This is a genomic window from Haloarcula rara (assembly GCF_029338235.1).
GTDB classification, from domain to species: domain Archaea; phylum Halobacteriota; class Halobacteria; order Halobacteriales; family Haloarculaceae; genus Haloarcula; species Haloarcula rara.
Genome location: NZ_CP119786.1, coordinates 179,803 through 198,915, shown reverse-complemented (window position 1 = coordinate 198,915; position 19,113 = coordinate 179,803). Strand labels below are relative to the sequence as shown.

Below are 19,113 nucleotides of genomic sequence, written 5' to 3'. Positions count from 1 at the left end.
GACCGGTCAATCCCTCTGACGGGAGCAGCGGCGAGACACCACGGCACCGTCCCCTCTCACAGCGTCGCATATTCCGGCGAGGCAATCGGGTTACTCGGGACGGCGCCGTCGCGTCGTCAACGCCGCACCCCACCCATTGAACCATGACATATCACGAAAACCAGCAGCAAGGGCAGCACCAGCAGGGCCAGCAGAACACACCGCAGTACGGACAGCAGAGCCAGGGCCTCACAGCGGAGCACGGGTTCGGAGAAAGCTCCCTCTTTAGCGGGCAGAGCGGACAGTTCGGTCAGCAGTCCCAACAGCGTCAGCCCCAGCAACAACAGAGTCAACAGCCCTCCCAGCAGTTGGGTCAACAGCAGCGTCAGCCCCAGCAGAGTCGCGAACAGCACCCACAGAGTCAGCTCCCCGCCCAGCAGTTCCAGCAGCAGCCACAGAGCCAGCAGCCACAGCAGCAGTCCCAGCAGCCGGGACAGCAGCCCTCCCAGCAGTTCCAGCAGCAGCCCCAGCAGCAGCCCCAGCAGTCGTCCAGGCAACCCCAGGGCCAGCAGCCCTCCCAGCAGCCACAGAGCCAGCAACCCTCCCAGCAGGTCGGACAACAGCAGTCGTCCCAGCAGTTCCAGCAGCAGCCCCAGCAGGGCCGCCAACAGCAGCCCCAGCAGGGCCGCCAACAGCAGCCACAGAGTCAGCTCCCCTCCCAGCAGTTCCAGCAGCAGCGCCAGCAGCCACAGCAGCAGTCCCAACAGCCCCAGCACCAGCCGGGACAGCAGTCCGGACAACAGCCACAGAGCCAGCAGCACCCCTCCCAGCAGCAGGGCGCGCTGAAGCTCCAGCAACGTTCCCAGGAGCAGCAGTCCGAGCAGTACTGAGCGGTTCACTTTCGACCCACCGAGGCGTTGGCACCGGTGGGCGAGCAGTACGGAGCCGACAGCGACGGCCGCCTCGATTCCAAGCGGAGCCTGCGAGGGGCGGGCGACGTGCCCGCACTTTTTTGACGTGACTATGAGCCAGCGACCGAACAGGGACGCCGGCTGCCGCAGTCAGGTATCTGACCCATCCGGGAGCGAGACATCGTCGAGGCCGTGGACGGCCGGCGTATCGAGTACCTCGCCGCCGACGTCGAAACGGGACCCGTGACACGGGCAGTCCCAGGACCGCTCGCCGTCGTTCCAGGCGACGAGACAGCCCTTGTGAGGACAGACCGCCGAGCGGGCGTGTAACTCGCCGTCGTCGTCGCGGTACACCGCGAGCGGGTCGTCGTCGACCTCGTATACGCCGGCGTCGCCGGGGTCGAGGTCAGCGGTATCGAGGGCCGGCTGGCTCCCGAGATAGTCCTCGAAATAGTGTTTCATCGCGTGTTTGTTGTGTGAGAGAAGGTCGGACTTCGAGGCGAGGGGCGTGAACCGGTTGGGGTCGAAGACGTCGCGGGCGGCCGACCGTCGGTCCAGAATCGTATCGGCCAGCAACCGCCCTGCTGCCGTCCCGTTTGTCATCCCCCAGCCGCCGAAGCCGGTGGCCACGTAGACGTTCGAAATGTGGGGCGCCGCGTTGCCGACGAACGGAACCCCGTCCACCGAGACGTAGTCTTGGGTCGCCCAGCGGTACTCGATGGACGCCACGTCGAAGCGCTCGTGTGCCTGCCGTTCCAGGCGCCGATAGCGCTCTTCGGTGCTGTCCCCGTGTCCGGTGCGATGGTTCTGTCCGCCCAGCAAGACCAGTTCGTCGTTCGTGGCGTGTGGCCGGACCGAGACGTACGGCTCGCCGGCGTGGTAGTATAGCCCCTCGGGGGGCGCCCCATCGAGGCGGGCCGCGACCACGTACGAGCGCTTCGGGCGCAGCCGCGAGAAGTACAGGGCGTCGTCCGCGACGGGAAAGTGTGAGGCGACGACGACGTCGTCGGCCCTGACGGTCCCGCGGTCGGTCTCGACGCGACAGGGGGTGCCGTCCTCGACACCCCCGACAGTCGTCTCCTCGAAGACGGCGCTGTCACCCGCCGCGACGTCGCTTGCTAGTTCCAGCAGGTACTGGCGCGGATGGAAATACGCCTGGTCGTCGAACCGCACCGCCGAGTCGACCTCGTAGGGCAGCTCGGTCTCCTCGACGTACGACGCCGGGAGCCCGAGTCGCCTGGCGGCGTTGACCTCCGACCGTACGCTGGAGCGTTCTTCTTCAGTTTTCGCGTAGGTGTAGGCCGGTGCCCGACCGAAGCCACAGTCGATATCCCGGCGGTCGACCGTCGCGGCGATGTCGTCGACGGCCGCCTGGTTGGCAGCGGCGTACTGGCGGGCCTTCTCCGCTCCGAAATTCTCGATGAGAGTGTCGTAGACGAGGCCGTGGAGTGACGTGACCTTCGCCGTCGTGTGTCCGGTGGTGCCGTCGAGGATACGGTCCCGCTCCAGGATGGCAACGGTCTGGCCGGCCTCGTCGAGTTTGGCGGCGGTCGTGATACCCGCAATACCGCCGCCGACGACGGCGGTGTCGAACGTACGGTCGCCGTCGAGCGGCTCGTAGTCGGTCCGGTCCGACGTCGGGAACCAGACGGATTCGTGCCTCCCTTCGGGTAGGTCGGGAGGCGAGAGGGAGTCGTCCATGGTGAGAGAAGCAGCGAGTAGACGCGCCGGCGTGAATTCAAGCTACTGCTGGCAACGGCAGGGGCGCTCGCAGTCTCGGCTGCGCTGCCGGCAGGGGCCCTTGCAACTGCCGGCAGTGGGTTCTCACGGCCACTAGCCGAATGGCGGGACACGATGACCGACCTGCTAGCGAAACAGACGAGCGAGGCGGGCGAGTTCGGGTGGGTAACGCCCAGCGACGAGGCGGAGGGCGAGCCCGTGCCTGGCCTGTTCGAGGACCGGGTCGTCACAACCAGCCACCACTGAGCAGCGTGCACCAAACTTCGCCCCAGCCCGGCCGGAGCCGGGTATGAGCCGCGACGAGCAACGATCCTGGCGCGATATCACGCGGGTAGTCACGGTGCCGCTGTCGGCGGTCGGAACCTGGCTTCGGTCCAACCGAGTCACGATGTGGGTCGTCTTCTGGGGCCGGCGGTCAGTCGTCTCGCTCGCCCTGCTTGGGGGGGTGTTCCTCGGGTTCACCTCGCTCGCGCTCGTTCGGCCGCTGGACATGGAGCGGCTGCTCTCGGATACGGCGACGGTCAGAACGCTGTTCTCGGTGCTACTGAGCGGCGCCATCCTCATCGTCTCCGTCGTCTCCTCTATCAGCTCCATCGTCCTCTCCGAGGAGATAACCGACATCGAGACGACCCAGGAACGCATCGACGCCTCCATCGAGTTCCGACGCAAGGCGGAGAACCTCGCGGAGGTCGAGGGCAGTCCCGGACAGCCGGCCGCGTTCCTGGAGGTCATCCTCTACACCATCTACCGGGAGACGCGAACGCTCCGGGAGGTGGCCGAGGGGGCCGACAACGACGAGTTCACCCAGGATATACGCCGCCTGACAGAGACCGTCCTCTCGGAGGCGAAGCAGGCCGGAACGACCCTCGACGGCGCCCGGTTTGGCACGTTCAAGGTGCTCTCGGCCGGGCTGAACTACGACCACTCCTGGCAGCTCAACACAGCCCGGCGGATACAGAACCGCCACGAGGAGGCGCTCACACAGGAGCAGTCCCAGGCGCTGACGGACCTGATAGACACGCTGAAGCTGTTCGCGACGGGGCGGCAGTACTTCCAGTCGCTGTACTACAAGCGCGAGGTCGCGCGGCTGTCCGGCATGCTCCTCTACGTCTCGCTCCCGGTCATCATCGTCATCTCGTATCTCATGCTCGCCGTGGACGAGACCATCATGCCGGAGTCCTCCGTCGGGCTGCTCTCCGGCCAGTCAGTGTTCCTGCTTGCCGCGTACACGCTCTCGCTGGCACCGTACATCGTCCTCACCGCCCACGTGCTCCGCATCGCCGCCATCACACTGCGGACACTCGCTGCCGGGCCCTTTACTATCGGGTCCGGGAGCGACCAGGGCGTCGTGGAGACGGATCTTGACATCGACCCGGAGAGCTGGGAGGCAAAGCCCGAGTCGGGGCCCGGAGACGAGGGGGCGCAGTTGCGGGACAGTGATCGGGTTGAACCTTAATCGTAACCCCCAATCGCCGCACCGCGGCACAAGGACCTTCCGGCCGACCGGGGTACCCTAGCTATGGCGGCCTACGAGATCGCGCTCCTGGTGACGAGTCTCTCGATTCTCGGAGCCGTCGTGCTACCGCGAGTTTTGGCGGACAAACCGATGTCGTTTCCCCTGCTCTACGTCGGTCTCGGGGCGCTCGTCTTCGCGCTGCCGACCGGCGTCACAGTCCCAGACCCGGTCTCGCACCCCAACGCGACCAGGCGGCTGACGGAGCTCGTCATCATCATCTCGCTGATGGGCGCCGGGCTGAAGCTCGACCGACCCTTCGACTGGCAGGCCTGGTCGCCGACCTGGCGCTTGCTCGCCATCACGATGCCCCTTACCATCGTCGCCGTCAGCCTGCTCGGGTGGGGTGTCCTCGGGCTCAGCATCCCGGTCGCGGTGCTGCTGGGCGCCGTGATATCGCCCACTGACCCGGTGCTTGCGTCCTCGGTCGAGGCCACGCCGCCGGCGTCCGACGTCGACGAGGAGGTCGACCCGACAGACCAGGAGGGGGCAATTCGATTCGCGCTCACCTCCGAGGCGGGGCTCAACGACGGGCTCGCCTTCCCCTTTACGTATCTGGCTATCCTGATGGCCGGCGCGAGTCTGGACCTCTCGCGGAGCGGGTGGCTGCTCGAGTGGGTCGGCTTCTACGTCATCTACAAGATCGGTGTCGGTATCATCGGCGGGGCCGTCGTCGGCTACCTCATCGCGCGGTTCATCTTCGGTCGGCCATCGAGCAGCCAGCTCTCCCGTGTGATGGAGGGCGCGGAGGCGCTGGCCGCGACCCTGCTCGCGTACGCGGCCACGGAACTCGTCGCCGGCTACGGGTTCATCGCGGTGTTCGTCGCCGCCCTGACGCTGCGTCACTACGAGTGGGAGCACGCTTACTACGAGAAGCTCCACGACTTCGCCGTGCTGGTGGAACGACTGTTGATGGCGACCGTCCTCGTCTTATTCGGCGGCGTGCTCGTCCAGGGGTTGCTCGCGCCGCTGACGCCGACCTACGTGGTCGTCGGGCTCGTGGTACTCCTCGTCGTCAGGCCGATCGCGGGCCTGCTCGCGAGCGTCGGGAACGACCAGCTGTTCGCCGAGCGGGCCGTCATCGCCGCGTTCGGTATCAGGGGTATCGGCTCCTTCTTCTATCTCGCCTACGCGCTCAACTCGGCGTCGCTCAGGGAGTACGAACTCATCGTGGCCGCGGAGGAACTGTGGGCGCTCCTGGGCTTTATCGTGGTCGCCTCGCTCTTCCTGCACGGTATCTCCGCCGCGCCAGTGATGAACACGCTCGACCGGATGCGGGACGAGCAGGACGGCGAGACCGGGGACGAGCCCGCGGCGGCCGACGACTGAGAGAGGGTTGGTCGACCCCCATCTGTTTCCGTCCGGACTGCCTACAGTTCGTATGGCATCACGGCTCGCTATCGCCCGCGATGCGGTCCAGACAGCCAGCGAACGGACCGACGACCCGACCGTCCACGAGCAATGCCAGTCCATCGTCCAGGCGCTGTCCGGACTCGCGGGCGAGGAGACCCTCGACGACGACGTCCGGGAGGGCGACCGGCTCGAACAGCTGGAACACCAGCTCGTGAAACTCGGCGACCAGACAGACGGTGTCGTCCAGCGACAGCTCTCGGTCGCGCGGGACAACATCGACCGGTTCAGACAGGAACGCGCCCCAGACTGGGAGTCGGACTCCCAGTAAGACTGCCCAAATCGGTCGCCAAAGTCGGTAATACGCCTGTTACCGATAGTATCTGTCCGGGGACTTAAACGTCAGAAGACCGAAGAGTGTTCGATGTCACGAGAGAGCAACACGCATACGGAGAGTCAGGTATCCGCAAACGCGGACACGATTCAATCGTGGTCCGGGACACAGACACTGGTACCGGTCCGTCGGGAAGGCGGGGGAGAGGGCCGGCTCGATGTCGTGCCCGAGGACGAGATGCACACGGACCACGAGGAGATGGACTGGACGGAGTTCGAGCGAGAGCTGCGAGACCGGGGGATGATAGTGGTTCGAGGCGGCGACTCGACGACGGATATCGACGTGGTCGACCGCTCGGAAGTCATCAGCCGCGCCACGGTCGAGAGCGAGGCCGTCGAGGAGGCACTGATGGAGGGCGAGACCGTCGAAAGCGAGATAACCGAGCGGCGCGTCGTCGAGCACGTCGTCGTCGAAGAGGCGACCGTCCAGAGCGAAATTGCGGGTCGCGAGATTATCCAGAGCGACATCGTCGACGTGGCACTGCTGTCGACCGACGTGGACCAGTGCTCTGTGACACGAGCGGAGCCGGCGGACGAGTCGACCACGGACCTGTCCTGGTTCCAGCCGGGGACGAACCTGTCCGACCCCTACGACGTAGAGATAGACGTCGACGAGGTGTGGGAGGTCACGCGGGACGTTGTCGAGCGCATCACCATCGAGAGCCAGGTCGTCGAGACCGACGTCGAGGAGACAGAGACCGTCGAGAGCGATACGATGCGTGACACGGTCGACATAGATGGCGTCACGGAGACCGTGCTAAAGGGCGAACTCGTCGAGTCGCCGGAGACGGCGGCCGAAGCAGTCCAACACGGCCGCGTCGAGAGCCAGTTCCGCGAAGACGACGTCATCGAGACGAACCTGCTGCGACGCCAGACTATCGACGAAGAGATGCGGGTCGACAAACGGATACTCGGGGAGGTCTCCGACGCCGAGACAGTCAGTACCGACGCCATCTCCCACACCGTCGTCGATAGCGAGATCGTCGAACAGGACGAGTACGACGTCGACCTCGCGGCGACCGTCGCCGCCGCAGAGACCGAATCCACTGCGGACACGGAACCGGCCGCCGGGGAACCGGCAGCTGGCGGTTCGGTGACCGGGGAAGAGGAGATGTCCGAATCCGAAGTGGCCGAACCGACGGCGGCCGACGAGGACGTCAGGGTCACGCCACGGGAGGAAGACGAGGGGAAGACGGTCGTCAATCCCGACGGCGAGGAGGTCGGGATGGTCGTCGACGTCGATGACGGGCAGATGTACGTCAACCCACATCCCTCGGTAACTGACCGCATCAGGACGGTGCTGGGGTGGAGCGACCACGACGACGATGACAGCTACCTGCTGGACACCGACCACATCGACCACGTCGAAGACGACCAGGTCGTCCTGCGAATGGGCCCCGAGTCCGAGTAAGGAACCTTATGTGAGCCAGGCGGACCTCGGCGCCTGACGGTTCAAACCGCAATAGGTCTATATTACCCGGGAACGGGCGGTCCGCAGCGACGCCGGCCGAGCCGAATCGGTCCGGCCGTTGTCATGCGTTTTTTGCCCTCAATAGAGGGGTATACTGAGGGGAAAGCTTTTATTACCCCGAAGGCAATGTGAGAGTGTCACAATCAATGTATCGTAACGAGGCACACGCGAAACAAACTCCCCAGCAGCACACGGTCCAGAATTCAGGGACGTACTACGTCAAACACGATTTCGACGGACCTGCGGAACTCACGACGACACTGGCTCACGCGCTATCTGACATCAGCGGCGTCGACGTCACCGATACGGGTTTTACACTGTACGACTACATCGACCCCGACGCGCTCGACAAGCTGTTCAAACCCACATCTGACGCCGAGCGGCGTTTCAACGGTAACCTCACGTTCACAGTCTGGAATCACACGGTGACCGTCTACAGCGACGGGCAGATAGCCATCGTGCCGCCACAGCAGCCCACCCGACCGACCCGGTGATATAGTCGTAAGCGGATTCTTCCGTCGACCCATCTGTCGACCGGCAGCGATGGCAATGTCACTGGTATATCGCCCGAACCTCAGTATCTGCGCTGCCATCGTGGTGGGGATTGACGCTTACTGGCTGAACAGTGTCTTCGGTTTAATACTGCCACCGCCATCCTCCCCGATGCACACTACCGAGGTGTAGCGCGTCGCCGGGAACTGTCCGGTGAACCACGGACGGCCCGGTCACGGTCTCCATCGCGCCCTCGGGCGCGGCCCGATCTGTGTGCACAACGCGCGTCGACTACGCCTCACGATACACTATGAGTCAATCCGATATGCAACAGACGAACCAGCTGATGAGCAACGCAATCGAAATGCAGCAAAACGCCCTCGACATCGGCCAGGAGGCGCTAGACCAGGCCGTCGAGATTCCCCTGAAACAGTCCATCGAATTCCAGAAGAGCGCCGGGAAGCTCTTCCTCAACGGACTGGAGATGACCAGCTGGCTCGGGAACCGCAGCACCGAGCTCACACGGGAGGCGCTGGACACGTACTTCCAGACGGTCGACAGCGCCGCCGAAAACGCCGCCCAGATGACCGAGCAGGGCATCGAGCAGGCCACCCAGATGACCGAGCAGGGCCTTCAGCAGGCCGGCAACATCGGGCAACAGCAGCTCCAGGCCGGCCAACAGCAGCTTCAGGCCGGCCCCCAGCAGCTCCCGCCCGGAAACGCCGCCGAGGGTCAGCAGCCGATGGCCCAGCCCCCGGCCCAGCAGCCGCCCACCAGCCCGCAGGCTCAGACGCCGATACAGCAGCCACCGACACAGCAGTCCCAGCAGGCGCCGGGCCAGCAGTCCCAACAGCCGCCAGAGCCCCAGATGCAGCAGCAGCCGGGACAGCAGTCCCAGCAGCCGCCGGGACAGCAGCCCCAGCAGCCGCCGGGACAGCAGGTCCAGCAGCCACCGAGCCAGCAGGCCCAGCAGCCGCCAGAGCCCCAGATGCACCAGCAGCCGGGACAGCAGTCCCAGCAGCCACCGGCACAGCAGTCCCAGCAGCCACCGGCACAGCAGTCCCAGCAGCCGCCAGAGCCTCAGATGCAGCAGCCACCGGCCCAGCAATCGCCGGGCCAGAAGCAGATCCAACCGGCTCCGTATCAGGAGCCCCAGCAGCCGGCCCAGGAGCAGCCCCAGCAGTCCCGGCGCCAGATAGCCATCAAGGGTGACGTTTCCGAGGAGAAGGCGTCCAGCGAAGAGCCCCCCGTCGACGAGGCCTGAGAACGGTCCCGTTCCACCGTATCGCCGTCCCGTACCGAAGTAATCGGGTGATACCAGGGCTAGCTCGGTAGTACTTATTTGTCAGCCATATGAAAATGAAGATGGTGTTTCACCGTGCAAATTATCTGTAAAGACGGAACCACGATACAGTGTGCCGACTTCGAGGCTATCGACTCCGGCGTCCTGTTCTTCCAGGAGGAAATGGAGCAGGCGGCCGAAGGCGGTGAGGAAGACGAGGAAGAAGAGGAGGAGGAGCGGAAGGCCGACGGATTCGTCCCCATCACAGAACTACACTTCGTCCTCCCCGACGAGATGGTCCAGCAGGCCCCACAGCCCGCAGGCGCCCCCGAGCAGGGTCGCGCCGGCGGATCGCCACAGGGAGCGCCTCCACAGCAGGGGGGCGGACTCGCACAGCAACAGCAGATGCAACAACCACCCCGCGGCCCCGGCCAGCCCGGCCGGTAAACCGGACCTGACCGACCGACGATAGTTTTCCGCCGTCCAGCGACCAGCGGGACGGCGGTGCCGTGCTGTCGACTGGTTCTTCGTGATAGTCTCTGTCACCCCGAGTGGTGGGTTTGACGAAAAAAGGCCGGCCAGCGGGTCAGTCCTCCGTCCAGTACATCAGCTGTTCCCGCTCGACGCCGCAGTTCGGGCACGATTCCGGGAGGCTGTCGCCGATGTCGCCCATCTCGCCACAGTCGAGACAGCGCCACATGAGCTCCGCCTGACCGAACGCGTGGCCCGAGCGAACGTGCTCGACACTGAACGACTCGACGCCGTCCCGGGTCGTCAGAAAGACGCCGCCGGCCTCCATCCCGCGGACGCTCCCGACGGGCTGGCCCGCATCGTCGTACAGGACCTGACCGAACGACAGCGCCGTCGCCTTCTCGGTCGCTTTCGCGTCTGCTTCGTGCTCGGGTTGCTCGCCTCGTCCAGTCATACCTGTGATTCGGGCCGGGCCGTCAAAACTCTGTTCGTGTGACAGTTTCGGTTCGGGGACGAGTCGGTCAGAAGCGCCCGGCTGGCGACCTCGATAGTAACCCACGAGGTCAGCGCGTTACCGTCGCTGGTCGGGAGCGCCCTGTGACTGTGGCACCTGGAGATGTGACTCGACGAACCACTGGGCTCTGGTCACGTCACGGGACACCTCGTTGAGCAGGTCGGCGGTGTCGAGGTCCCCCTGCTGGTCGGCGGTCTCGATCTGCTGGTAGAGAGTCGCATCGAGGACGGCCAGTCTGTCGGCTATCTCCCGGAGCATCGATTGGCCGTCGACGCCGGCGTGTGACAACTGGGGAATCGTCGTCTGCTGGGCGACGGCGCCGGCAGTGCCCATCGGCCGACCCCCCAGTGCGCTGGCGCGCTCTGCGACGGCGTCGATATGTGGCTCGAAGCTCTCGTAGAGGTCCTCGAACAGCTCGTGGAGCTGGTAGAACTCGATTCCCTTCACGTTCCAGTGGGCGTGTTTCAGCTGCATGGTTACCGCAGAGAGGTCGGCCAGCGCCTGATTCAGGAGGCCGATGCTGGTCGTTCGGACCTCGTCCGGGAGGTAGCTCCGTGTCGGAAACTGCTGGCCGGGTTTCGCGCTGGGTGGCTGTGACTGCCCGGTGCCGGTGGATCTGGACTGTGCCGACGGCTGTTGCTGGATAGACTGTTGGGACTGGCTCATACTGGGACTCCGTTCCGGGGTACGACCGCACCCCTGTAAAAGGTTAGTATGCCATCATATAATGCCCGCGAGTGGTATCGCCTCGAGCGTCGGATTTCCGTCCCGAACGGCTCTCTTCACAGTAATTGAGTTGTTAAAACAGGGCACACTGTGGCGCGGGGAAGGCTGCCGGAGCACCGCTCCCGTAATCCGGGGACAGACCGTGCCCGTTACACCGAAATCGTTTCGTATGCCGGAGGCCGGACCGGGAGCCGGAGCCACGGAATTGCGGGCAGGTACGTCGCTGGCGGTCGCGGATACCCGTTCGGGTTCGGAACGAAAACGGTCCCCCGCGCCGACTGGTGCGGGGCGGCACCACCGGCTGTCGACGGTTCGGGGGCTGGCTCGGTGCCGGACGCCTGCACGTTCCCCGACGTCGTCGTCTCCATCCCCGGTTCGGCTTCCGAATCCGCTGTCTCCCGCTCGCCCTCCGACGCATCTGTCGGTTCGGCCTCCTCCGCCTCCAGCTGTGGTTCCGCGTCGGCCTCATCCGCCTGTGGTTCTGCGTCGGCCTCTACTTCCTCCGCCTGTTCTTCGCCGTCCGCTTCGTGTGGTTCGTCCATCGATTCGGACTCCTGGTCGTGTTGTTCGTCCATCGATTCGGACTCCTGGTCGTGTTGTTCGTCCATCGATTCGGACTCCTGGTCGTGTTGTTCGTCCATTGATTCGGGCTCCGTTTCTCGCATTTCGGTCGTCGGGTCCGATTCGTCGTCCGACTGTTCGTCTGTTGAGCGGAACTCTCCGGTTTCCGGGTCGCGCGTCGGGCCGTTCGACTCTCGTTCACTGGACGCCGTTCCCTCCGCGTCCGGGTCGGTTTCCTGTTGTGTGTCAGTGTCGTCTGATGTCATACTGTCCTCCCGCCGGTCCTGTGGTCGTAGCTTCCTGCGGAGTTACATAAAATCGCTCGACGATTCGTCTGTTTCTACTGGGCTACCGGCAGTAGGACTGCCTTTTCGAGCTAGTACGGGCCGCTGAGAGTGTTAGGCGTGCTACGGGATGTCGGACGCCGCTGGACGGACGGTCGGTAGGAACAACGTCAGAAGCGGACACTCGGCAAGGTTTATTTGACACTAGATTGAACTGTTCAGTCGCCGTACATCACTGGAGCGTATACATCACTATGACACCGAACCACGGATACACACCGGCAGAGGACCCCGAGAGGAAACAGTCGATACCGAACCAGCCGCCCGGCCAGCAGCCACCACAGCAATCCCAGCAGTCGCCACAGGGACAGGGCACACCCCAGTCGATGCAGCAGGGCCAGCCCACATCACAGCACGGACAGAGAGCACAGCAAAGCCAGGGTCCAATCCAGTCGATGCGACAGGGCCAACCCACACCACAAACAGCCCAGCAAGAACAGAGTACACCCCAGTCGATGCAACAGGGCCAGCCCACACCACAGACCCAGTCGATGCAGCAGGGACAGCCCTCGCCGCCACAACAGTTCGCCCAGCAAGCACAGCCACCACAGCAGTCTCAGCAACAACAGCCGCCACAGCAGTCCCAGCAACAGCCGCCCCAGGCAATTGGACAGCAGCAGATGCAGTCTGCACAGCCCACACACGGAGCCGCCGGCGGCCCGGCGCAGTTCGGACAGCCGTCAGGGGCCCAGCCGCAACCTCAACCGCAGGGTCGGGGCCCACAGCGACCGCTCCTGAAACCCATTCGGGTCAACGAGATCATCACCGAGGACGTCGTCACCGCTGAGCGAGACACGCCGGTTCGGACGGTAGTCGCTCAGATGGCCGAGAACGACGTCGGCTCTGTCGTCGTCGTCGAAGATGACCGCCCGATCGGTATCATCACTGACCGGACAGTCGCGCTCGCGCTGGAGGAAAAGCCCGACATCACGGAGCTGACGGCCGATGACCTGCTCCACGGCGACGTGTTCACGGCCGACCCATCGATGAACATCTTCGATGCAATCCAGGTCATGAGCGACGAGGGAATCCGGCGGCTCCCGATCGTCGACGACAACGGCGCGCTCCGTGGTATCGTCACCCTCGACGACACGCTGGTCCTACTCGGCGGCGTCGTCAGCGAGGTCTCCGACACCGTCCAGTCTCAGTCCCCGAACCTGTAGCGCACTGAGCGGATGGCTCACGGCAGCCCCAGCGAGAGAACTCCCGGCCGACAGCAGGGGCCCCACCGCATCAGAGATACGCACCGTCCCACTCGTCGGCCAGATGGACGTTGCCACAGTCCCCACACTCCAGCCGGTCCAGCCCATCGGCGGTCACGTTGGTGCTTCCACACTGCGAACAGAAGTAGCCGTACGCCGACTCGCGGTCCCCCGACACGAAGGTCCGAAAGAACGGAGCCTCTCGGCCGGGAATCGGGTCGTCGCGGTCGAGCGGACGGGCCTCGCCCTCGACGCTGACCGACGCTGGAACCGGGACCGCCGGCTCGTTCGATTCCTCGACCCGTTCGCCCTCGGCGTAGAGGGTCACACCGTACTCGTGACCGCCGATTTCGAGTGAATCTCGGCCCTGTTCGGTGAGTCCGAACTGCTCACAGAACCCGACGCCCTCCACGGCGTCGTCAAGGACCTCCCAGGCGAGTGGGCGGTCTCCGTGCTCCGCTCGGAGGTGTTCAACCAGCGCCGTCCCGATGCCGTGCCCGCGAGCCTCCGGGTCGACGTGGAGCCAACGGATGCGCCCGGCCGCTGTGCCGTCCAAGAACCCGCCCAAAATAGTCTCGCCGTCGAGCTCCGTCTCCGCCGCCAGGAACCAGCCGTCCGAATCCGACAGCCGCTCTTCCAGGGCCGATTCGGAGAATCGCTCCTCGACGAGCGTTGCAATCTCCTCCGGGCTGAGCGCGAACGACGAGTTGAACGAACTCTCGGCGATGCGCCCGATGCGGTCGCTGTCTGCCGGCGTCGCCTCTCGAATGTCCATACGCGACGTTCGCGCTCCGCGTGGAAAAGAGCCCCTCCCGAATTCAGTTGGCTCGGTCGACCCATCAGTGATGTGGTATCGAGAATCCGGGCGTCACACTGGGTGTCACGGGTGGGTACCGTCTGGCGATGTCTCCGAGGTCAGACTTATCGAGTCCGACTGGGTCGGTATTTAACCAACATTCCGGGTGTGTTGGCGGGGATATTGGTTAATACGACCGACCAAGTCCCTCGCCCACCGTCCCCGTACAGCCCGACGAGCTAGGCCGGGAATCAGCAGTGTATAGGCCAGGAATCAGCAGTGCAAGACTGTTCGGTGAGACCATCTAACTGCGGCGAAGGAACCTGCTGTCCCCGCTAACAGCGGAACCAGTGGGGTATCCTGACCCCTCGTTCGACTAACAGCGGAAGCGATGGTGTTCCAGAGCAAGCGGAATCGGCAGTGAGTCGGGGCAGTCCCAACGGCGGAGTCTGGTGCGTGGCGAAGGTGTGGCTAACAGCGGAAGCGGTGGGAGGTATCCGATAGCTGTAACAGCGGAACCGGTGGGGTAGACCGGTCGTAACAGCGGAAGCTGTGGTACAGAACTACGCGACTGGTGGTGATTGCCCCGCACGGCGCTAACAGCGGAAGCGGTGGGGTGCGTTCCAGCAGGAGCGCTAACAGCGGAAGCGGTGGAGTGGTGCCATCCGATGGAACAGCTTATCGGTCATACCACGGCAGAAAGCGAGTATTATCCCCTGTCGAATGCTAGCACACTTACCGTTCATTGGTCACAGTCGCTTGGGAGTGACACCAGGTCGTCAGAAAGACGCCGCCGGGTTACAGGGGCGTCGCTAACAGCGGAACCAGTGGTGTTGGAGTGGTAACTGGCGACCCGTGACTGGCAGGCGACAATCAGCGCCGGTAACAGCGGAAGCGGTGGGGTCAGGGCGTCGCGTCGAGAATCTCGGAGAGCCCCGTCTTCACCGACGAAACCGACTGCTCCAGCTCGTGTTCTTTGTACTTGCCGCCGCCTTTGCCTCGGTTGAACTCCGTCGAGGAGATGATGCCCAGCTGGTCCAGTTCGCCGAGATAGTCCCGGACAGACCGCAGTGAGACCGGATCCATACCGTTCTCCTTTGCCACCTGCTTGTAGGCCGCCAGGATGTCCTTCGTCCGCGCCGGCGTTTCGTCCCGCTCGGCCAGCAACGTCAGCGCGTACAGGACGAGCTGGCCGTGGTCGGAGTAGTTCCTGATACCCTCGACGACCTGATCCGTCTGGAGGCGCTGTCTGGCCTCGCGAACGTGGGCCTCGGTGACGAGGTCGTCGTTGTACTCCCGGGCGAGGTCACCCGCTTCGAGCAGGAGGTCGAGCGCTTGCCGGGCGTCCCCCGAGTCCTTGGCGCCGTATGCAGCACACATCTGGACCACACCGTCGTCGAGGACCCCGTCTTTGAACGCCACCGAATCGCGTTGCTGGAGGACGAGCTGGAGCTCCTGGGCGTCGTAGGCGGAGAAAGAGACCTCTTTCTCACAGAGGCTGGAACGGACTTTCGAGGAGAGCTGGTTCCGGAAGTCGAGATCGTTAGAGATGCCGATGACGCCGAGTTTCGCCTCCGTCACGTCGCCGTTCGAGCGCGCCCGCGGGAGCTTATACAGCAGCGAGTCGTCCTGGATGTGGTCGACCTCGTCAAGGACGATGAGCACTGTGCCACCGGTGTCGTTGAGCTCCTCGAAGAGGAACTGGTACACCGATGCCTGGGGATAGCCGGTGTTCGAGATCTGCTTGGCGGGGTCACGAAGTTCGTTGACGAGAGCGACTGCGGCCTGGTAGCTCGAGTTGAGTCCGTCACAGTTTATCTCGATGGTGTGGAGGTCCAGTTCCGGAACGTCCGCGGCGTCACGTTTGAGCGCGTTGAGGAGATACCGGGTCGCGGCAGTCTTTCCGACGCCGCTCTTGCCGTAGAGGAAGATGTTGGAGGGACTCTCGTTGTTGATTACCGGCTGTAACGCGGCGTGGTACCGCTGGAGTTCGTTGTCACGTCCCACGAGTTCCTCGGGCGTCCACTCCTCCAGCAGCGCCTCACGCTTCTCGAATATCGACGACGTCGGCGTAAACGAGAGGTCACTCATCGATTTGGTCTCGGAGCGGGAAGGACTTAACCTTTGGTTCCTTTGCTTCCGCTGCTTCCGCTGTTCGAGTTTGTTTATATAGCATTCACTCCACTGGTTCCGCTGTTAGGGTCAAACACCGCAAACCAGGGTGTTGTCGGGGAAGACACCCACCCCACTGGTTCCGCTGTTAGCGATAGATGGAGGAGGGTGGGACTCTACGTTTCGGGCTGACTCGAGAGTGAGCCAGTGTCCCGCAGTTGTCGCCCGCAATGTCGCATTGTACTACCTTCATTCGAGTTTTGTGAGAGTTTCGTGCTAGTCTCGTCCGTTAAATAGACGCTGTAGCCAGTCTACAGTAGCTATGTGCGGTACGTAGTAGTTTGAGCAGTGTTGTATTGTTAGCAGTCTGCAGTAGCCGTTAGCAGTAGCCGTTAGCAGTAGCTGTGAGCAGTAGCTGTGAGCAGTAGCTGTGAGCAGAGCAGTAGCTAGTTACAATTTGCTGTAGCTGTAGGTAGTAGCTGTGGGTGGTAGCTGTGAACGGTAGCTGTTAAAGCTAGCTGTGACTTGGTAGCTGGGCGTTGTTCTACTCTTTTAGGGTACTTCTGCATAAGGTTCTATCTCTAGCAAATAAGCTTAAATAGATGGCTCGCTAACCACATCCGTATGCCGTTCCTCACAGAATGACAAGGCACCCCCTCCCATGGGGGTGGTGCCGTCTTCTCTTCGCTAACAGCGGAACCAGTGGGGTGGGTGTGTCCCCTCACAAATCATGCTCTTAATTCTCTACTTGACAATTTGCGCAACGGTCTCGACCAGTGGGCTGTTCTGTACGAACTCCCTCTGACTCACTCTTAACCAACAGCCGACCCGCAAAACCCAATCTGTTGGTTAAACCTTCCATTCGGGCCACCGTTACCGATTCCTCATCTATCACATTCCCATGTTTTCACAGCACACGCAGGAGAACGACCGACAGGCTGACGAACACGCCGATTCCGACGAAGACGTACACCCTGTCGGCGTCGGCATCGAGTCCTCGCGATAGCTCGTGGACCATGATTCCCAGTGAGAGGAAGAATATCACGACCACCGACACCACCAGAAAGCGGTAGGCGACGACGAACTGGAGTTCGAGAAATCCGCCGATAAACAGGAGCATCGCGGCGATCATCGCCGTAAGTAGCCCAAGTATTCCCATCCCACCGACGAAAATCCGATAGCGCCGGTCGTCCTCGTCTGTTACGGAATTGATAGCGAAGTTCGTAATAAGGACGATAATCGGGAACACGACGGCAGCAATCTGTATCTGTGTCGTATCAATCATTGTACTGAACCTACCACGCTCTCGCTCAAACCTGCTCGTGTCTGGGTGATATTCTTGGTCGTTTCACGTACACCCGTGTCGGCACTCACGTACTCACCAACAGGTCAGAACTTGACTACACGTCTCGACCGGGCCGGTTCGACTCACACGATGTATTTCGTATGCGGACAGTTCCGTGGTCGCTGGCTCCAGTTGCTGGTCACGGTCGGTTGCGGCCGTGTTCTACGAGCGACCGCGACGGTGTGGCGAAGGACTAAGTAAATGACCCTCCATTCTTCCGCCATGAGCGAGAGTTCGGAAAACGAGGACACGCCGCTCGAATCGGTCGGTTTCGATATGGACATCGGTAACGGCCGGACCGAAATCCGTGTCACGGGTGACCGTGACACGGCTGTTATCGTCCGGTCGGAGTCGGGCGAGAAGATCTACCTCCCGCCGGAAGACTTCGACCGCGAGGCCGAACCGGGCGGTGGGGCCTACGACAGCCCCTACGAACCTCGGAGCGGGGCCCAGGAGAGTCCGTACTCGACCCATCCCGACGCCTCGTCGGTCACCGGGATGGAGCCGACGGCCGGCGGCTACTTCATCGTCCACCCGGAACCGATAACTGACATCCGCTTTCTCCGATAGCGGCCCGTCTCACTGTCGTCGTGGTCTCGAATTGACGGCCGGCGTTTCGCCGCTGGGCTACTCCAGAATCTCGTTGTAGAACTCCACGTGTTCGTCAGCCACGTCTTCCCAGGTCCGCTCCTCGTATTCAATGGGGGTATCCAGCGCGAGCGCGTGCTCGATGCCGTCGGCGATGGAGTCCGAATCCGGCTCGACTTCGATGACACAATCCTCGGGTAGCAGTTCCGCGGCACCGCTCTCGCAGGCGACGACGCGGGTCCCGACTGACAGCGATTCGACGATGGTTATGCCGAACGGTTCGGCCAGTGACGGGGAGACGAACAGATCCGCACTGGCGTAGTAGTCCCCGAGTGCTTCCTGGGCGAGGAAGCCGGCGAAGATGACCTGGTCCTCGATACCGAGGAGCTCGGCAAAGCGCTTGAGCTGGTCGGTCAGGTGGCCAGTCCCGCCCAGCACCAGTGTCAGGTCGTCACGGCGGAGTTTCGAGAGGCCGTACAGAAGATAGGAGAGCCCCTTCTGGTCGGTGTGTCGGCCGACGAAAAACAGCATCTTCCCGTCGATATCGTACTTGGCCTTGATATCTTCGCCTGTCGGCTCGACCGAAGAGAAGCCGTTGTGGATGACCCGTGCGTCAGCGTCGTAGAACTCCTTGATTCGACGCCGGGTGAAATCGCTGACGGCGACGAGGTGGTCCGACCGGTTTGCCACCCGCTGTTCTGTCTGGACCTCCCGCTCCGGCGGGTTGACGTTGCGGTCCTGCGAGAGCGAGTGGAAGGAGGTAACCCACTCGACGTCGCTGGTCGAGGCGGCTCGCGTGCCGGGGTTGTAGCCGAACCAGTCATTCGTGTGGATGATGTCGAAATCGGACGCGATGTCGGCGAACTCACCGGCAAGTCGGCCGATTCGCGTGATGATGTCGCCCTGGCCGGTCGGTACCCCGTGGATGCCCGCTCTGTCTTCCGGGGCGTATTCGTCCGGCAACACCAGTTCGAACTGGATGTCGTCGCGCGGTTCGAGTTGCTCGTACAGTTCGCCCACGACCGTGTCGAGTCCGCCGGTGATGTTCGGCGGGAACCCCCAGCCGAGCATCAAAACTTTCGGTGGCATATCAGTAACCCGTATTCGTAAATCAAGTCAATGCGGTAAATACGTTTGTGGTGGTCGGGAAGCGCTGGTCGGAATGTCGGCGTCGCATTCGGGCAGAGCGAACTGGATACCCAGTAGTAGTCGCTAACCAACACTCCGGCCATTTTCGACGATTTGTTGGTTAAAACGATGCAGCCGGGAAACAGAAACGACCTTGCCGGGAAACACACCTATCCCCGCGGCGCGTGTATCGTA

19 protein-coding genes are annotated in these 19,113 nt (G+C 63.1%); 10 read left to right on the top strand and 9 right to left on the bottom strand.

Translation table 11 applies throughout. From position 1 onward, the window contains the following. Nucleotides 1-116: 116 nt before the first annotated feature. Both P1K32_RS17375 and P1K32_RS17370 read right to left on the bottom strand, forming a co-directional pair. Nucleotides 117-878, bottom strand: coding sequence for a hypothetical protein (locus tag P1K32_RS17375; RefSeq protein WP_276252280.1), 762 nt, complete (start codon nt 876-878; stop codon nt 117-119). Between the two features lie 162 nt (nt 879-1,040). Further along, nucleotides 1,041-2,591: an FAD-dependent oxidoreductase gene (locus P1K32_RS17370; RefSeq protein WP_276252279.1), complete on the bottom strand. Its 1,551-nt coding sequence runs from the start codon at nt 2,589-2,591 to the stop codon at nt 1,041-1,043. 153 nt (nt 2,592-2,744) lie between these two features. Between P1K32_RS17370 and P1K32_RS17365 the strand changes: the two genes are divergently transcribed. The 8 genes from P1K32_RS17365 (at nt 2,745) to P1K32_RS17330 (ending at nt 9,578) form a co-directional block, all read left to right on the top strand. After that, a complete protein-coding gene (locus tag P1K32_RS17365) occupies nt 2,745-2,876 on the top strand; it encodes a hypothetical protein (RefSeq protein ID WP_276252278.1) in 132 nt (43 codons plus the stop codon). Nucleotides 2,877-2,919: 43 nt separating this feature from the next. After that, nucleotides 2,920-4,086, top strand: coding sequence for a DUF7972 family membrane protein (locus tag P1K32_RS17360; protein WP_276252277.1), 1,167 nt, complete (start codon nt 2,920-2,922; stop codon nt 4,084-4,086). A gap of 63 nt (nt 4,087-4,149) precedes the next feature. Then, nucleotides 4,150-5,472 (top strand): cation:proton antiporter, encoded by a 1,323-nt coding sequence (locus P1K32_RS17355; RefSeq protein ID WP_276252276.1) that lies wholly within the window; start codon nt 4,150-4,152, stop codon nt 5,470-5,472. Nucleotides 5,473-5,524: 52 nt separating this feature from the next. Further along, on the top strand, nt 5,525-5,824 hold the full coding sequence (locus tag P1K32_RS17350; RefSeq protein ID WP_276252275.1) for a DUF7553 family protein: 300 nt from the start codon (nt 5,525-5,527) through the stop codon (nt 5,822-5,824). A 93-nt stretch (nt 5,825-5,917) separates the two neighbouring features. Next, nucleotides 5,918-7,297, top strand: coding sequence for a hypothetical protein (locus tag P1K32_RS17345; RefSeq protein WP_276252274.1), 1,380 nt, complete (start codon nt 5,918-5,920; stop codon nt 7,295-7,297). A 206-nt stretch (nt 7,298-7,503) separates the two neighbouring features. Continuing rightward, entirely contained in the window at nt 7,504-7,851 is a 348-nt protein-coding gene (locus P1K32_RS17340; RefSeq protein ID WP_276252273.1) for a HalOD1 output domain-containing protein, read from the top strand. 323 nt (nt 7,852-8,174) lie between these two features. Next, nucleotides 8,175-9,113 carry a hypothetical protein gene (locus tag P1K32_RS17335; RefSeq protein WP_276252272.1) on the top strand — a complete coding sequence of 313 codons (939 nt, stop codon included), beginning with the start codon at nt 8,175-8,177 and terminating at the stop codon, nt 9,111-9,113. A gap of 114 nt (nt 9,114-9,227) precedes the next feature. After that, nucleotides 9,228-9,578, top strand: coding sequence for a hypothetical protein (locus P1K32_RS17330; RefSeq protein WP_276252271.1), 351 nt, complete (start codon nt 9,228-9,230; stop codon nt 9,576-9,578). Nucleotides 9,579-9,717: 139 nt separating this feature from the next. Here the strand turns inward: P1K32_RS17330 and P1K32_RS17325 are convergent, their stop codons facing one another. The 3 genes from P1K32_RS17325 to P1K32_RS17315 all read right to left on the bottom strand — a co-directional run bounded on the left by P1K32_RS17325 (nt 9,718) and on the right by P1K32_RS17315 (nt 11,669). Then, nucleotides 9,718-10,056, bottom strand: coding sequence for a DUF7130 family rubredoxin-like protein (locus P1K32_RS17325; RefSeq protein WP_276252270.1), 339 nt, complete (start codon nt 10,054-10,056; stop codon nt 9,718-9,720). Nucleotides 10,057-10,173: 117 nt separating this feature from the next. After that, on the bottom strand, nt 10,174-10,782 hold the full coding sequence (dps, locus tag P1K32_RS17320) for a DNA starvation/stationary phase protection protein Dps (protein ID WP_276252269.1): 609 nt from the start codon (nt 10,780-10,782) through the stop codon (nt 10,174-10,176). Between the two features lie 209 nt (nt 10,783-10,991). Then, a complete protein-coding gene (locus tag P1K32_RS17315; RefSeq protein ID WP_276252268.1) occupies nt 10,992-11,669 on the bottom strand; it encodes a hypothetical protein in 678 nt (225 codons plus the stop codon). A gap of 533 nt (nt 11,670-12,202) precedes the next feature. Here P1K32_RS17315 and P1K32_RS17310 point away from each other — a divergent pair. Further along, nucleotides 12,203-12,910, top strand: coding sequence for a CBS domain-containing protein (locus P1K32_RS17310; protein WP_276252267.1), 708 nt, complete (start codon nt 12,203-12,205; stop codon nt 12,908-12,910). A 70-nt stretch (nt 12,911-12,980) separates the two neighbouring features. Here P1K32_RS17310 and P1K32_RS17305 read toward each other — a convergent pair whose 3' ends face one another. From P1K32_RS17305 to P1K32_RS17295, 3 genes are all read right to left on the bottom strand, one after another. Beyond that, entirely contained in the window at nt 12,981-13,724 is a 744-nt protein-coding gene (locus P1K32_RS17305; RefSeq protein WP_276252266.1) for a GNAT family N-acetyltransferase, read from the bottom strand. A gap of 924 nt (nt 13,725-14,648) precedes the next feature. After that, a complete protein-coding gene (locus tag P1K32_RS17300; protein WP_276252265.1) occupies nt 14,649-15,836 on the bottom strand; it encodes an orc1/cdc6 family replication initiation protein in 1,188 nt (395 codons plus the stop codon). 928 nt (nt 15,837-16,764) lie between these two features. Then, on the bottom strand, nt 16,765-17,142 hold the full coding sequence (locus P1K32_RS17295) for a hypothetical protein (protein ID WP_220590071.1): 378 nt from the start codon (nt 17,140-17,142) through the stop codon (nt 16,765-16,767). Between the two features lie 282 nt (nt 17,143-17,424). On the opposite strand from P1K32_RS17295, the gene P1K32_RS17290 reads away from it, so the two are divergent. Then, nucleotides 17,425-17,772, top strand: a complete 348-nt coding sequence (locus P1K32_RS17290) for a DUF7510 family protein (protein WP_276252264.1) — start codon at nt 17,425-17,427, stop codon at nt 17,770-17,772. Between the two features lie 57 nt (nt 17,773-17,829). Here the strand turns inward: P1K32_RS17290 and P1K32_RS17285 are convergent, their stop codons facing one another. Beyond that, on the bottom strand, nt 17,830-18,879 hold the full coding sequence (locus P1K32_RS17285; protein ID WP_276252263.1) for a glycosyltransferase family 4 protein: 1,050 nt from the start codon (nt 18,877-18,879) through the stop codon (nt 17,830-17,832). Nucleotides 18,880-19,113 lie beyond the last annotated feature (234 nt).